The 14,515-nt window shown below is 70.5% G+C and carries 13 protein-coding genes and 1 tRNA gene; 9 read left to right on the top strand and 5 right to left on the bottom strand.

Features of this window, described 5'->3' with window-relative positions:
• The first annotated feature begins 275 nt into the window (after window positions 1–275).
• Genes F8566_RS38025 through F8566_RS38015 form a run of 3 tightly spaced genes read left to right on the top strand, consistent with a single transcriptional unit; the run spans window position 276 to window position 4,129 of the window.
• Window positions 276–1,655, top strand: coding sequence for a glycoside hydrolase family protein (locus F8566_RS38025; protein ID WP_151567049.1), 1,380 nt, complete (start codon window positions 276–278; stop codon window positions 1,653–1,655).
• Window positions 1,652–2,932, top strand: coding sequence for a cytochrome P450 (locus F8566_RS38020; protein ID WP_151567047.1), 1,281 nt, complete (start codon window positions 1,652–1,654; stop codon window positions 2,930–2,932). The genes F8566_RS38025 and F8566_RS38020 overlap by 4 nt, the downstream gene beginning before the upstream one ends.
• A gap of 33 nt (window positions 2,933–2,965) precedes the next feature.
• Complete coding sequence (locus F8566_RS38015) at window positions 2,966–4,129, top strand: GNAT family N-acetyltransferase (RefSeq protein WP_151567045.1); 1,164 nt, start codon at window positions 2,966–2,968, stop codon at window positions 4,127–4,129.
• On the opposite strand, the gene F8566_RS38010 is transcribed toward F8566_RS38015, so the two are convergent.
• Window positions 4,126–5,289, bottom strand: coding sequence for an NHL repeat-containing protein (locus F8566_RS38010; RefSeq protein WP_151567043.1), 1,164 nt, complete (start codon window positions 5,287–5,289; stop codon window positions 4,126–4,128). The genes F8566_RS38015 and F8566_RS38010 overlap by 4 nt on opposite strands.
• Window positions 5,286–5,768, bottom strand: a complete 483-nt coding sequence (locus tag F8566_RS38005) for a SigE family RNA polymerase sigma factor (RefSeq protein WP_151567041.1) — start codon at window positions 5,766–5,768, stop codon at window positions 5,286–5,288. Before F8566_RS38005 ends, F8566_RS38010 begins: the two co-directional genes overlap by 4 nt.
• A 167-nt stretch (window positions 5,769–5,935) precedes the next feature.
• Here F8566_RS38005 and glgB point away from each other — a divergent pair, with 167 nt between their 5' ends.
• Together glgB and F8566_RS37995 are read left to right on the top strand one after the other, a co-directional pair.
• On the top strand, window positions 5,936–8,491 hold the full coding sequence (glgB, locus tag F8566_RS38000; RefSeq protein WP_151567039.1) for a 1,4-alpha-glucan branching protein GlgB: 2,556 nt from the start codon (window positions 5,936–5,938) through the stop codon (window positions 8,489–8,491).
• Window positions 8,488–8,868, top strand: a complete 381-nt coding sequence (locus F8566_RS37995; RefSeq protein WP_151567037.1) for an ACT domain-containing protein — start codon at window positions 8,488–8,490, stop codon at window positions 8,866–8,868. Before glgB ends, F8566_RS37995 begins: the two co-directional genes overlap by 4 nt.
• Before the next feature lie 16 nt (window positions 8,869–8,884).
• On the opposite strand, the gene F8566_RS37990 is transcribed toward F8566_RS37995, so the two are convergent.
• Window positions 8,885–9,760: an NUDIX domain-containing protein gene (locus tag F8566_RS37990; RefSeq protein WP_151567035.1), complete on the bottom strand. Its 876-nt coding sequence runs from the start codon at window positions 9,758–9,760 to the stop codon at window positions 8,885–8,887.
• Between the two features lie 165 nt (window positions 9,761–9,925).
• On the opposite strand from F8566_RS37990, the gene F8566_RS37985 reads away from it, so the two are divergent.
• Genes F8566_RS37985 through F8566_RS37975 form a run of 3 tightly spaced genes read left to right on the top strand, consistent with a single transcriptional unit; the run spans window position 9,926 to window position 12,608 of the window.
• On the top strand, window positions 9,926–10,396 hold the full coding sequence (locus F8566_RS37985; RefSeq protein ID WP_225993878.1) for a PaaI family thioesterase: 471 nt from the start codon (window positions 9,926–9,928) through the stop codon (window positions 10,394–10,396).
• 17 nt (window positions 10,397–10,413) lie between these two features.
• A complete protein-coding gene (gene sppA / locus F8566_RS37980; protein ID WP_151567032.1) occupies window positions 10,414–12,117 on the top strand; it encodes a signal peptide peptidase SppA in 1,704 nt (567 codons plus the stop codon).
• Between the two features lie 8 nt (window positions 12,118–12,125).
• Window positions 12,126–12,608: a flavin reductase family protein gene (locus F8566_RS37975; protein WP_151567342.1), complete on the top strand. Its 483-nt coding sequence runs from the start codon at window positions 12,126–12,128 to the stop codon at window positions 12,606–12,608.
• On the opposite strand, the gene F8566_RS37970 is transcribed toward F8566_RS37975, so the two are convergent.
• A complete protein-coding gene (locus F8566_RS37970) occupies window positions 12,593–13,150 on the bottom strand; it encodes a hypothetical protein (protein WP_151567030.1) in 558 nt (185 codons plus the stop codon). The two genes, F8566_RS37975 and F8566_RS37970, sit on opposite strands and share 16 nt — an antisense overlap.
• Window positions 13,151–13,153: 3 nt before the next feature.
• Window positions 13,154–14,317, bottom strand: coding sequence for an imidazolonepropionase (gene hutI / locus F8566_RS37965; protein WP_151567028.1), 1,164 nt, complete (start codon window positions 14,315–14,317; stop codon window positions 13,154–13,156).
• A 97-nt stretch (window positions 14,318–14,414) separates the two neighbouring features.
• Between hutI and F8566_RS37960 the strand changes: the two genes are divergently transcribed.
• Window positions 14,415–14,510, top strand: a tRNA-Sec gene (locus F8566_RS37960).
• Window positions 14,511–14,515 lie beyond the last annotated feature (5 nt).

The following is a 14,515-nucleotide window of genomic DNA, read 5'->3' as shown; positions in this document are numbered from 1 at the left end:
TGGCGCGGTCCGAAACCCCCAATGTGGCACTTGTCCCCTTCCGGCCACTCTCTGTGAGAGATCTTTATGCTTCGGCGGTTGTTCGCACGGAACTCCAGAGGTAAGGCAGATATCACGGGAAACTTCGCTGAGCTCGTGAACTCACAACCTCTTTCTGGCGTTCTAACAGTTGTGCCGGATTGCTTGCCGGTGCACCCCAGGCCGCCCCTTTCCAGGAGGGCCCTTTGGATGTCCACCCGCAGACGAGACTGAGCCGCGCCTCAGACCGTCCGGCGTTGCTCCGCAATCGTCACGGTCGCCACAGCCGCCATGGCGGCCCCCGGCGGCGCCTGATCCTCATCGCGCTCGTCGCCGCCCTCGCCGGCCTGCTGACCTCGACGATCTTTCTCGTGGTGACCGGATGGCGACCGGGCGGAGACGAGCCCGCGGTGAGCGCGCCCGCCGAGCCGGCGACCAGGGTCGGCGCCGGGGCCTCCAGCGGATGGCCCGCCTGGGGGTTCACCCACACGCAGAACACCGTGGACTATCAGCAGGGCCCGCAGCAGGCGCTCGTCGATCTGACCGCGCAGCCGATGCCGCAGGTCACACCCATCATGGGCTGGGGCGTCGACAACCCGCTGCCGCGCCCGGGTGAGTTCAACTGGAACTCTCTCGACCGGCGCATGGCGACCATCCGGCAGACGAAGGGGACCCCGATCATCACGCTCTGCTGCGCCCCCGACTGGATGAAGGGCGGCCCGGCGGGCAAGACCGACTGGAGCCGGCTCGAACTGGCCGTTGAGCCCAAGCGTTTCGACGACTTCGCCAAGCTCGCGGCGGCGGTCGCCAAGCGTTATCCAGACGTGCGCTACTACGCGGTCTGGAACGAGTTCAAGGGATTCTGGAACCCACGCCGCAATCGGTGGGACTACGAGGGTTACACCAAGCTCTACAACAAGGTCTATGCCGCTCTAAAAAAGGTTAATAAAGATATCAAGGTGGGCGGGCCGTACATGGTCCTGAACAGCAACGCCCCCGGCCGCCAAACCGGCCCTTCAGAGGTGACCGGCTCCTGGGGAAGCATGGATCAGCGCGATCTCGACGCGATCAAATACTGGATGAAGCACAAGAAGGGCGCCGACTTCCTCGTGGTCGACGGGCACAGCATGCCCGTCCAGAAGGAGATCCGCCTGAACGAGTTCCAGGTGCTGTCGAAGTTCTCCGAGGTGACCAGATGGTTGCGGGCCCTCGGCAAGGGCCTGCCCGTGTGGTGGGCCGAGTGGTACGTCGAGCCGGTGCCGTCCGACTGGACCGACGAGCGCCGCGGCGCGGTGCACACGGCGGCCATGATGGAGTTCGTCCGCGGAGGCGCGGCCAGCGCCTACTACTGGAGCCCGCAGACCGCGACCACCGCCGACTGCGCCGGCTGCCTGTGGTCGGGCACCGCCGGCGGCGGCGCCGCCACCCCGACGCTCGGGATGTTGCAGAACTTCGCCCGCTGGTTCCCGCCCGGCACCGCGCTCACCGACGTCAAGTCGACCAACCCGGCGGTACGCGTCCTGGCGCAGCAGCGGCAGATCGTCGCTGTCAACACCACCGCGCAGCCCGCGCAGACCCAGCTTGAGGGCAGCCCGCTCGCCCTCGGCCCGTACGAGGTGAAGTGGATCAGCAGATGACCGTCCAGCCCCCGTCAACCGCCAAGGCGCGCGAGCTCGGCATCGACCTGGTGGACATGGCGTTCTGGGACCGGCCGCACGAGGCGCGGCTGGCCGACTTCGCCCGGCTCCGGGCACTCGAGACGCCCGTCTACTTCGCCGAGCCGCGGGTCCCGTTCATCCGCGCCGGCAAGGGCTTCCACGCCCTGGTCAGGCACGCCGACGTCGTCGAGGCCAGCCGGAACGCCAAGGTCTTCTCCAGCGAGCCGGCGGCCACCTCGCCCGAACCGCCGCCCTGGCTGGCCAAGCTGTTCGGCACTCCGATGATCAACATGGACGACCCGGCGCACGCCCGGCTCCGGCGGATCGTGTTCCGCGCTTTCACCCCCCGGACGCTGGCCAAGATCGAGGACGAGGTCCAGGCGATCGCGACCCGCATCGTCGACCGGGTGGTCGAGGAGGGGCCGCGGGACTTCGTCGGGCAGGTCTCCGCTCCGTTCCAGCTCGCGGTCATCTGCGCGATGATGGGCATCCCCGAGAAGACCCGGCCGTACGTGCTGTCGCGCGTGGACGCCATGACCGAGTACTCGGGCGTCCGCGGCTCGCTGGCCAGCCCCCGCACGCTCCGGCTGCTCTACGGCAACCTCACGGCCATCGTCGACCTGCACCGGCTGGTCGCCAGGCTCGGCCGGATCCGGCGCGAGCGTCCCGCCGACGACCTGGTGTCGGCGCTGGTCAACGCCAATCCCGACGGCGAACGGCTGTCGATCCGCGAGCTCGGCTCGTTCTTCGACCTGCTGCTGGTGGCGGGCAACGAGACCACCCGCAACACGCTCACGCACGGCTTGAAGCTCTTCACCGACCATCCGGACCAGCGCGACCTGCTCCTGGCCGACTACGACACCCACATCGGCGGCGCGATCGAGGAGCTCGTCCGCTACGTGTCACCGATCATCCAGTTCCGGCGGACGGTGACCACGGACTACGAGCTCGGCGGCCACCCGTTCCGGGCCGGTGACAAGGTCGTGCTGTTCTATCCGGCCGCCAACCGCGATCCGGCGGCGTTCAAGGACCCCGATGTCTTCGACATCACCCGCGAGCCCAACAAGCACGTCGCGTTCGGCGGCCCGGGCCCGCACCTGTGCCTCGGCGCGAACCTCGCCCGCATGGAGCTCAAGATCATGTTCCGCGAGCTGTTCACCCGGCTGCCCGGCCTGCGCGCCGCCGGAGAGCCCGACTACCTGCTGTCGAACTTCGACAACGGCATCACGCGCCTTCCCTTCACCTTTTCCCGATAACGGCTCTCGTCACGGCCGCTAACAGGAGACCCAATGGACGTATCCGTCATCCGTCCGCGAGAGCTCGGCGACACCGAGCTCACCGCCTGGCGCAAGATGCAGATGGACCTGCCGCATCTGGCCAACCCGTTCCTGTCGGCGGGCTATTCGCTCGCGGTCGACCACGTCATCGACGGCGCCCGCGTGGCCGTGCTCCGCGACGGCTCCGACATCGTCGGCTTCTTCCCGTTCGAAATGCACGGCCGCACCACCGCGGGCGCGATCGGCGGCTGGCTGTCCCTCGGCCAGGGCCTGGTGCACGTTCCCGGCCTGAAGCTGGACGCTCGGCGGCTGCTTCAGGACTGCGGCCTCGCCGCCTGGGAGTTCGGCACGCTCGTCGGTGACCAGCCGTGGTTCGCCCCCTACGCCACCAAGCGGCTCGAGTCGGCCGTGATGGACCTCAGCGGCGGCTTCGACGGCTTCACGGGCGACCTGAAGGCGAAGGGTTCCAAGGTCGTCAAGCAGACGCGGTACAAGGAGCGCAAGCTCGGCCGCGACATCGGCGAGGTCTCGTTCGCCTTCGATGTGCGCGACGAGTCCTCGCTGGCGCTCGTCCGCGCGTGGAAGTCCGACCAGTACCGCGCGATGGGCCGCGCCGACCGTTTCGCCAAGCCGTGGGTCACCGAGCTCGTCGAGCGCCTGCACCAGACCCACGACGAGCACTTCGCCGGTTCGCTCTCCATGGTGTACGCCGACGGGCGTCCCGTCGCGGGGCACTTCGGGCTGCGCAGCGATCACACGCTCGTCACGTGGTTCCCGGTGTACGACCCGGAGTTCGCCAAATACTCCCCGGGCCTGATACTTCACCTGCACATGGCCGAGGAGGCCGCCGCCCTCGGCGTCCAGCAGATCGACATGGGCCCCTCCATCGGCTGGCGCTACAAGCAGGAGCTGCAGACCCGGTCGCACGAGGTCTCCGAGGGCGTCGTCCGCCGCCCGTCGGCCGCCGGCGCGGCCCACTGGCTCCGCCACGAGCCGGTCGCCCGCGCGCGCGACATGATCCTCAACAACAAGACGCTGTACGGGATGGCCGACCGCACCATGCGGCGCATCGGCGAATGGCGATCGCGGAAACGCCGCGGCATGCTCGGCGTCGCCGCCCTGCCGGCCGGTGGCGAGGTCTCCGAGACCGCCGCCGCGTTCTCCTTCCTCGTCTAACCGCCGGCCAGGCACCCGTCCGTGCCGGACATGATCGTGATCGTGCCGCCGCTCGCGTGGACGAACGTGCCCTCGTCACCTGCCACCGGCAGGCTCCCGGCGTTCCGAGGCATCGCGTAGGAGGCCAGCCTCCGGCCGGTGGCCCCGTCGTAACAGGTCAGCGCACCCTGCTTCGGCGACCGGAGCCACAGCCTGCCGCCGACGCCGGTCAGCAGGTCGGGCGGCGCGGGGCGAACGGCGGCCAGGTCTCCTCCCGGCCGCTGCCGCATCGTGGCGACGTCCACCTGATGGATCCGCACATGCGTGAGGTGGTCGGTCAGATACCAGACCATGCCCTTCGTCCCCAGGGTCAGGCCGTGAGTGCCGTCCTGCACCCCGAGCTGGGCCCGCGCGCCGCCGGTCGTCAGGTCGAGGGTCGCGATCACCTGCCCGTCCGGTTTCCAGCACGAGATCAGTGCCGTTCCGGCCTTGCGGTCGATGTCGGCGATCTCGGCGTTGCTTCCGCAGTTCCACGGGGGCCGAAGGGTTCCCAGGACCCGGCCGTCGCGCGGGTCGCGCTGGGTGAACGTCCATCGTCCAAAGCGGTCGACGCTTCGCGACCAGAGGGTTCCGGCGACGGCCGTGGTCCTGGCCATCCCACCCGGGACGGGGATGGCCTCTCCAAATTGGAGGGTCCGGGCGTCGAGCCGGTGGAGGAAGCTGAAGGTGTCCTTGCGAGCTCTCTTCCCCGTTATCTGGCGCTCGCTGACCCACAGGGTCCCCTCCACCATGACCAGGTCCAGTGCGGCCACCGACACTTTCCGCGAGGTCGCAGCGACGCGGCGGGTGGCCCGGTCGATGCGATAGATGTGGGACTTGCCCAGTACGTAGAGCGAGTCTCGGGTGAGGACCAGTTCCCGCGCGACGCCGCCAGGCACCGGCAGCGTGATGGATGTCACTGGGCGCGGCGGGCGCGGCTCCCTCTCCGGGGCCCTGACCAGCGTGAAGGCGAGGACGGCCGCGGTGGCGGCGGCCAGTGTGCCCAGCACGGCTCCGGCCGCCCTGCGTCGGCGGACACGGCGGGCGCCGGCCTCGGCGCCGTCCAGCAGGGCCAGGTCGGCGGGAAGGGCCCAGCGCTCGTCCGCAAGGGTCGCACGCAGCCTCTCGTCGAAGTCGCTCATTTCGTCACCTCCGTCTCGTTCAGGTGGGCGCGCAGCTTGGCCAGCGCCTTGCTGGCCTGGCTCTTGACCGTGCCCTGCGAACATCCGAGCGCCTCGGCGATCTGCGCCTCCGACATGTCCTCGTAGTAGCGCAGCACCAGCACGGCCCGCTGCCGCGGCGGCAACGTCGCCAGCGCCGCCCGCATCGCCCAGCGTTCCTCCGGCTCGGCCAGTGGTGGCGGCGGAGGCTCCGGCGGCGACGCGGTGAGATGCTCCCGCCAGGAGCGGCGCCGATCGTTGATCACCAGCCGGAGGATCGTCCGGCGCACGTAGCCCTCGGGGTCGTCCTTGCGGTGCACGCGCGACCAGCCCAGCAACGTCCTGGTGAGGGCGGTCTGCACGACGTCCTCGGCCCGGTGGGGATCACCGGTCAGCAGATGTGCGTACCGCAACAGGGCAGGCAGCCGCACACCCGCCCAGTCCCGGAATTCCGCATCCACTCCGCACCTCGATCACTCACGTTTCAGCGCTCTGTCCTCTAGGGACACATGAAGAGGAACGGAGGTTGCCTTCCGAAACCAGACCGGTCCGGGAAGTGAGAGACGGCGATCTCGGGGCAGTCCTACCTTCGAAGTCTGATGCCCTGCGGTGAGGAGGCCATGGATCCATGGCACGGGTGACGCGCGCTGAGATCGACCGGCTCGTCGGCGGAGACCACCACGACCCACACGGCATCCTGGGTGCCCATCCAGGCCGGGACGGCGTGACGGTCCGGGCGCTGCGCCCGATGGCGGAGAACGTCGAGGTGGTCCTGCCTGACGGCGACCGGTATCCGATGCGCCATTTCCACGAGGGTGTGTTCGTCGTCACACTCCCTCCGGAGGCCTCACTGTCCGGATCCGGACAGGAGGCGCCGCCGCTCGCCGTCCCCGACTACCGGCTCGCGGTCCGGTACGCGAGCGGGCCCGAGATCGTCCAGGACGATCCGTACCGCCACGTGCCCACCCTCGGTGAGCTGGATCTGCACCTGATCAGCGAGGGGCGGCACGAGGAGCTGTGGCGGGCGCTGGGCGCGCGCGTCCGCACCTACGCCTCCGCGTTCGGGGCCGTGACAGGCACCGGGTTCTCGGTCTGGGCCCCCACCGCGCGGGGCATCCGGGTGATAGGCGACTTCAACCACTGGGACGGACGGGCCCATCCGATGCGGTCGCTGGGGTCGACGGGGGTATGGGAGATCTTCGTCCCCGAGGTCGCCGACGGCGCCGTCTACAAGTACGAGATCCTCGGCGCGGACGGGGTGTGGCGGGCCAAGGCCGACCCGATGGCGCAGGCCACCGAGACGCCCCCGGCCACCGGGTCGCGCGTCTTCACCTCGTCGTACGAGTGGGGCGACGGCGACTGGATGGACCGGCGCAAGGAGCGTTCCTGGATCTCCGAGCCGACGAGCGCGTACGAGGTGCATCTCGGCTCGTGGCGTCCCGGCCTCGGCTACCGGGAGCTGGCCGACGAGCTCACCGAGTACGTGCGCGACATGGGCTTCACGCACGTGGAGTTCCTGCCCGTCGCCGAGCACCCGTACGGCCCGTCCTGGGGTTACCAGGTCACCTCCTACTACGCGCCCACCTCGCGCTTCGGGGACCCCGACGGCTTCCGGCACCTGGTCGACCGGCTGCACCAGGCGGGCATCGGCGTCATCGTCGACTGGGTGCCCGCGCACTTCCCCAAGGACGAGTGGGCGCTGGCGCGCTTCGACGGGACGGCGCTGTACGAGCACGCCGACCCCGGCCGCGGAGAGCACCCCGACTGGGGCACGCTGGTCTTCAACTTCGGCCGTGCCGAGGTGCGCAACTTCCTGGTGGCCAACGCGTGCTACTGGCTGGAGGAGTTCCACGTCGACGGGCTGCGGGTGGACGCCGTGGCCTCGATGCTCTACCTCGACTACTCGCGCGAGGAGGGCCAGTGGACGCCCAACATCTACGGCGGCCGGGAGAACCTGGAGGCCATCTCGTTCCTCCAGGAGATGAACGCGACGGCCTACAAGCGCAATCCGGGGATCATGACGATCGCCGAGGAGTCGACCGCCTGGCCCGGCGTCACCCGGCCCACCCATCTCGGCGGGCTCGGCTTCGGGTTCAAGTGGAACATGGGGTGGATGCACGACACCCTGGAGTACCTGCGGCACGAGCCGGTCTTCCGGCACTACCACCACGGGGAGATCACGTTCTCGCTGGTGTACGCGTTCTCCGAGAACTACGTGCTCCCTCTGTCGCATGACGAGGTCGTCCATCTGAAGGGGTCGCTGCTGGGCAAGATGCCCGGGGACAGCTGGCAGAAGTTCGCCGGGCTGCGGGTGCTGCTGGCCTACATGTGGTCGCATCCGGGCAAGCAGCTGCTCTTCATGGGCGGCGAGTTCGGCCAGGGCGCCGAGTGGGCCGAGGAGCGCCCGCTCGACTGGTGGCTGCTGGACAACGCCGCCGAGGGCGCCGCCCATATCGGCGTGCAGCGGCTCGTCCGTGACCTCAACCGCGCCTACCGGGCCCATCCCGCGCTGTGGACGAGGGACAACGAGCCGGAGGGCTTCCACTGGATCGACGCCAACGACGCGGCCGGCAACGTGCTGTCGTTCCTGCGCCAAGGCACGGCGGCGGCCGTAGACGAACGTGCGCCGGTGGTGGCCTGCGTGATCAACTTCTCCGGCAACCCGCATGAGAACTACCGGCTGGGCCTGCCGCAGGCCGGGCCGTGGCGTGAGGTGCTCAACACCGACGCCTTCGAGTACGGCGGCAGCGGCGTCGGCAACCTGGGCATGGTCGAGGCCGTCGAGGAGCCCTGGCACGCCCAGCCCGCCTCGGCCGTCCTGCGCGTTCCCCCGATGGGCGCCGTCTGGCTCGTCCCGGACGAGCCCATCGAGGACATCATCGACGTCGCCCCGGCCGAGATCGAGGCGGCCGTCGAGAACGACTTCCCGCCGGGGCCGTCCGGCGTGCGGTCGGGCACCCCCGTCGAGCCTGCCGGCGCCCCTTCCGACCCTCCGGGGGACGAACCGGCGAGCGTCCCGGCAGGAGGCACGGCGGGCGGGCCGGTCGACATGCCGGTCGGTGCCACCGTGGGCGACCTGGCGGGTGGCGCGGCGGAGGTCTCAGAGTCAGAGGTTTCAGAGGCGCAGGTCTCGGAGGCGGACGGCGATTCGGACGGCAAGGCCGCACCTAGACTGCCCGAGTGACCTCTCCTACCGCCCAGAAGCTGCACGTCGTGCCCTCCCAGTTCCTGGTGGAGCACGTGCCGAACGCGACGTTCCCCGAGGACGACGAGTGGATCGCCCTGGTGCGGGCACCCGAGGGCCTGACGGTGATCCGGGAGGCGCCGCCGTACGTGGACGCCGCGCGCTGGGTCGGCCTCTACGGCGGCGCGACCGCGCACGGCCTGGACGTGCCGGGGATGCTGGCCGCGATCGTGGGGCCGCTGGGCGACGCCGGGATCTCGGTCTTCGTGGCCTCCACCTACCACGCCGATCTGGTGCTGGTGCCCGAGCACCGGCTGACGGCGGCGACGGCCGTCCTCAGGGAGGCGGGCCACCAGGTGAGTTCCGGGCAGGTCTGAGTCGGTTACGGGAAGTTCACTTGCGCGCAGGCTTGATCCGGTCGAGCAGCCAGCTGGGGCCGGTGACGGCCGCGCCCTGCTCGGCTACGCGGGACCGCAGCTCCCGGTCGGCCGTCACCACCAGGTAGGTGGTGTCCGGCTCCGGGTCGGTCACCAGCTCGACGATCTGGTCGTCACCGCTGCGCGGCGCGGCCACGACCCGGACGCCCTCGACGCTCTCGACGCCCTTGGCGGCGCCCTCGACCACCAGGACCACCTCGGGGAAGACACGGTCGAGGGGCAGGAGATCTGCCAGGCCGCCGGGCAGGCCCGAGACGCCCTCGTTCAGCACCATCAGCTCGTCGCGCAGCCGGCTGTTGGCGCCTGCCCGGTCCTTCCACCATCCGTCGGCGCGAGAACCCACGACGTTGGCGGCGTCCACGACCAGGACGAGCCGGCTCATGGCGTACCGCAACCGGGGCCAGGAGCGGGCGAACGGCTCGAAGAGGCGCTTGCCGGTGACCTCCTCGACCGGCACCCAGGCGGCCTTCCGGGTCTCCATCGAGGCGGGCCTGACGGCCACCATGCGCGGGACCGAGCCGACCACGGACACGAAATCCCAGCCACCGTGATCTTCGGTGCTGACGCCATGCACCCGTACTACCCGGGTGTCGAGGGTGCACTCCTCGGACGTCTCGCGCAGCGCGGCGGTCACCGGATCCTCATGGCTGTGCCGGGCACCCCCGAACATCCCCCACGTACCGCCGCCCAGCCCCCACCACGCCCGCTGCTGGAGCAGCACCCGGACCACGCCGTCGGTGCCGCGGTGGAACGGCAGCAGCCCCGCCGCCCCGTACCGGCCCCAGTGCGTGTGCCCCAGCTCGCAGCGGCCCCAGCCGTCGCCGTCTCCCATACGGTGACGATAGGGCACCGCGGGCCAGGCAGGAGATCATGGAGACGCGCGGGAACCGGGACGCTCGCCAGGTCCGGCCGACCCGGTGACCAAGGGCACAGTCCGGATGTGCAAATGTGCACTTACTCTTGCGTTCGAGAGTGACTGATCATCTGGAGCGACCTGTTGAGCATCGAGGAAAGAAGCGCCGATCTGTGGAACTCGCTGTCCGGGGCTGAGCTGATCCAGGCCATGGGCGAGGGCCGGTTCCCCGAGCTGAGCGACGTCAGCGCGCACATCGGCCAGCGCGTCGTCGCCGCCGAGCCGGGCCGCGTCGAGCTCGCCTGGACGCCCGGGGAGCACCTCTGCAACCCGGCGGGCGGCGTGCACGGCGGCTACATCGCGATGATCCTCGACAACGCCGTGTGCTTTGCGAGCGCGAGCACCGGCGCGCACTTCGTTCCGCAGCTCACGCTCAACCTCACCATCGACTACCTGCGCGGCGTCCAGGCGGGCGAGACGTACACGGTCGTCAGCACCTGCCTGAAGCCGGGCCGGACACGGCTGGTCTCGACCGCGCTCATCACCGACCCCCAGGGCCGTCCGATGGCGCAGGCGAGCGGCAGCACGGTGCCCAACCAGGCCTTCGCGCGCTGACCGCATAGGCTTGGCCCATGGTGGATCCCGGTTCAGTCGTCAGCGCACTCAAGCAGGCCCGGGACCGGCGGACGGCGCCGCTGGTCCTGGAGCTCGACCTCACCGACGGCGTCGTGGAGACGCCGCCGGCCGACCCGGTCGCGGCCATCCTCTCCATGCGGCGCACGCACCTGCGCGACGTGCTCGACGGGTTGCGCCGCGCCCGCTCCGACAGCCGGGTGCGCGCCCTCGTGGTCAAGATCACCGGTGGTATCGGGCTGGCCATGGCGCAGGAGCTGCGCGAGGCGGTGACGGCCGTCCGCGAGGCGGGCAAGCTCACCGTCGCGTGGGCCGAGACGTTCGGCGAGGGCGGCCGCGGCACCGTCCCGTACTACCTGGCCAGTGCGTTCGACAAGGTCTACCTGCAGCCGACGGGCGAGGTCGGCCTCACCGGCATCGCGCTGGAGGAGCCGTTCTTCGCGGGCGCCCTGGAGAAGCTCAGGGTCCAGCCCCAGTTCGCCAAGCGCCACGAGTACAAGACCATGGCCAACACCTTCATGGAGAAGGCCTACACCCCCGAGCACGAGGAATCCTCGCAGCGCCTGGTCGCCTCGCTCGGCGAGCAGATCACCGCCGGGATCGCCGCGGCCCGCGACCTTCCGGCCGACCGGGTCCGCGAGCTGACCGACCGCGGTCCGCTGCTGGCCGCGGAGGCTCTGGAGGCGGGGCTCGTCGACCGGCTCGGCTACCGCGACGAGGTCTACGCCGAGCTGCGTGAGCAGGTCGGCGAGAACGCGATGCTGCGGTACGTGGCGCGCTACAACCGCACACACTCGCTCCCCCGGCGGCTGCCCCAGCCGGGCAAGCAGGAGGTCGTCGCCCTGATCAGCGGGCACGGCCCGATCCGGCTCGGCCGTAGCGGCCGGGGCGGCCCGCTGCCCACCCAGGGCACGGCGATGGGCTCGGACACCATCGGCGCCGCCCTGCGCGCCGCCGTGAAGGACGACCGGGTCAAGGCGATCGTGTTCCGCGTCAACAGCCCCGGCGGCTCGGCCGTGGCCTCCGACGCGATCTGGCGCGAGGTCGTCCTGGCCCGCAAGGCGGGCAAACCGGTCATCGTCTCGATGGGCAACGTGGCCGCGTCCGGCGGCTACTACGTCTCGATGGCCGCCGACACGATCGTCGCGCAGCCCGGGACCATCACCGGCTCGATCGGCGTGGTCGTCGGCAAGGCCGTCGTCAACGGCCTGCTCGACCGGGTCGGCGTGGGCCTCGGCACCGTCGCCGAGGGCGAGCACGCCCGCATGTTCAGCTCGACCAAGGACTTCAGCGAGTCCGAGTGGGAACGGGTCAACGCCTCACTCGACCAGATCTACGACGACTTCACCCGCAAGGTGGCCGAGGGCCGCGAGCTGTCCCGCGAGCGCGTGCACGAGCTGGCGCGCGGCCGGGTCTGGACCGGCGCCGACGCCAAGGAGCACGGCCTGGTGGACGAGCTGGGCGGCCTCGACCTGGCGCTCGACCTGGCCCGCAAGAAGGGCGGGCTGGCCGCCGACGCGCCGGTCCGCTCCTACCCGCACACCTCGCCGTTCGAACGGCTGCGCCCGCCGGAGTCCAGCGAGGACCGCACCGCCGCGAACGCCCGCTTCGACGGCTGGGGGTCGCTCGGCGGCCTGGCGGCCCGCCTCGGCCTGCCCGCCGCGGGCCCGCTCACCCTGCCCGGCACCTGGGAGATCCGCTGAACTTGGAGATGAACGCCGCGGACTACACCGAGGCGATCGCGGGGTTCGCCACCGGCGTGGTCGTGCTGACCGTGCGGGACGGGCGCGACGACCTCGGCACCACCGTCACCTCGTTCATGTCGGTGTCCTTGGAGCCGCCGATGGTGCTGGCCGGAGTGGCCTCCACCTCGTACCTCAGCGAGGTACTGAGCCGTCAGGACCGCTGGGCCGCGACCGTGCTGAGCGCCGGCCAGCGCGCCCTGGCCGGCCGCTTCGCGGCCGAAGGCAGGCCGAGCGCCCGCCTGCTCCTGGCCGGCGAGCCCCACCACCGCGGCCCCCTGTCCGACGCACTGATCCTCGACGACGGCCTCGCCGCCCTCGAATGCGAGACCCGCCAGCGCATCGAGGCCGGCGACCACCACCTCTTCGTCGCCGAAGTCCTCTCCGCCGACTACATAGCCCGCCGCGAAAAGCCCCTGATCCGCGTAAACCGCCGTTACCTCGGCCCTTGAACTAGTTGCAGGAGGCCGTGGACGAATCTTGCTTGGTAGTCGTGGCCCTCGGTGGAGAACTCGACGCCCCAGTGGCCTGGTGCGTCGCCCTCTACGTGCCGGGCGTTCTCGAAGCGTTCGCCTAGGTCGGAGATGACGCAGGACCAGGGCGTCAGGTCGTCCAGGCCGTTCAGCTTGGGGGTCGGTGAGCCCTCCGCGCGGACCAGCCAGTGGTGCCACGTGGACCCGTCTGGTGCGGTCAGTACCTCGAAGCGGAGGTCCGGCCACAGGGGCAGTTCCCACAGGCTGTATGTGCAGTCCAGGTCGCCGAACGTGCGTGGGCCTGTCTCGCCGGGCGGTCCCAGCACCATGCGATAGCGGGCGATCCCCTTTGGCGCCGTCTTCGAGTAGGGCATCGACACCCAGCGACGGTGCGCCTCACGCATCTGTGCCCTGGTGGCCCCGAGCTCTTTGAGCGCGTCCTCGACCCGTCCGGGCGCGAGGTCCAGCATTCGCCACATGAGCACCAGTTGGAACTCGAACCGCGCGAACCCGATCGCCATGATTCAGACCTGGCGTCCTGCCTTGAACACGGCTGCCACCTGCGGGACGCCTGGACGGTAGGCCAGGTGGATGTAGGAGGGTGCGTCCAGCACCAGCACGTCTCCGCGAGCACCCACATTCAGGTGGCCCACGTCGATCCGCCGCAGCGCCTTCGCTCCTCCGGCTGTGGCGCTCCAGACCGCCTCGGCGGGTGTCAGGTGCATGTCGCGGACGCCGACTGCGATGCAGAACGCCATGCTGGAGCTGTAGCAGGAGCCGGGGTTGCAGTCGGTGGCCAGGGCGACCGTGGCTCCGGCATCTATCAGCCGCCGGGCGTCGGGATAGGGCTGCCTCGTTGAGAACTCCACGCCTGGCAGCAACGTGGCCACGGTCTCCGAGTCGGCCAGTGCGGACACGTCCTCGTCGCTGAGGAAGGTGCAGTGGTCGGCTGCTGCGGCGCCCAACTCCACCGCCAGCTGGACGCCGGGTCCGTGGCCCAGCTGGTTGGCGTGCAGCCGCGGTGTCAGGCCGGCCTTGATCCCGGCCTCCAGCACCTCCCGGGTCTGGTCGGCGTCGAACGCGCCGCGCTCGCAGAAGACGTCGACCCAGCGGGCGTGGGGCGCGCAGGCCGCCATCATCTCGCCCGACACGAGCCGCACGTAGCCCGGCGTGTCGTCACCGTACTCCGAGGGCACGACGTGAGCGCCGAGGAACGTCACCTCGTCGGTGAACTCCCCCGCGATCTGGAGAGCCCGCTGCTCGTGTTCGACCGTCAGCCCGTACCCGGACTTGCACTCCACGGTCGTGGTGCCCTGGCGCGCCATCTCGTCCACGAGCCGCCGCACGTTCGCCCGCAGCTCCTCGTCCGAGGCCGCCCGCGTCCGCGCCACCGTCGTCCGGATGCCACCCGCCTTGTACGGCTGCCCGCTCATCCGGGCGGCGAACTCCTCCGCGCGTTCACCCGCGAACACCAGGTGCGCGTGGGAGTCGACGAACCCCGGCAACACCGCCCGGCCGCCCGCGTCGAAGACCTCGTCGGCGGCGGGAGCCCCGGAGCCGGGACCCACCCACGCGACGCGGCCGCCCTCGACGACCAGCGCCGCGTCGTGGAGCAGGCCGAGCGGCCCCTCCCCGATCCCCGGCTCGTTGGTGACCAGTTCCCCGATGTTGCTGATCAGAGTGCTCACCCGGTCAGGATCGCATCCACGCCGGCCGTTCCGGGCGGCGGCCCTACCCGATCCGTCTCGGATCCGAGACACCTGGGGACCGTGTAGGGTCCGCCCCGGAGGCGATTGGGTGCCTGGTGGCCCTCCCGGTCTTCAAAACCGTAGGGATCCGAGCATCTCGGGTCGGCGGGTTCGATTCCCGTTCGCCTCCGCACCCCT

The sequence above is a fragment of the Actinomadura rudentiformis genome (assembly GCF_008923185.1).
Taxonomy (GTDB): Bacteria; Actinomycetota; Actinomycetes; order Streptosporangiales; family Streptosporangiaceae; genus Spirillospora; species Spirillospora rudentiformis.
Note: the sequence above shows the minus strand (reverse complement) of the source record. Positions and strands in the feature narration are given on the sequence as shown.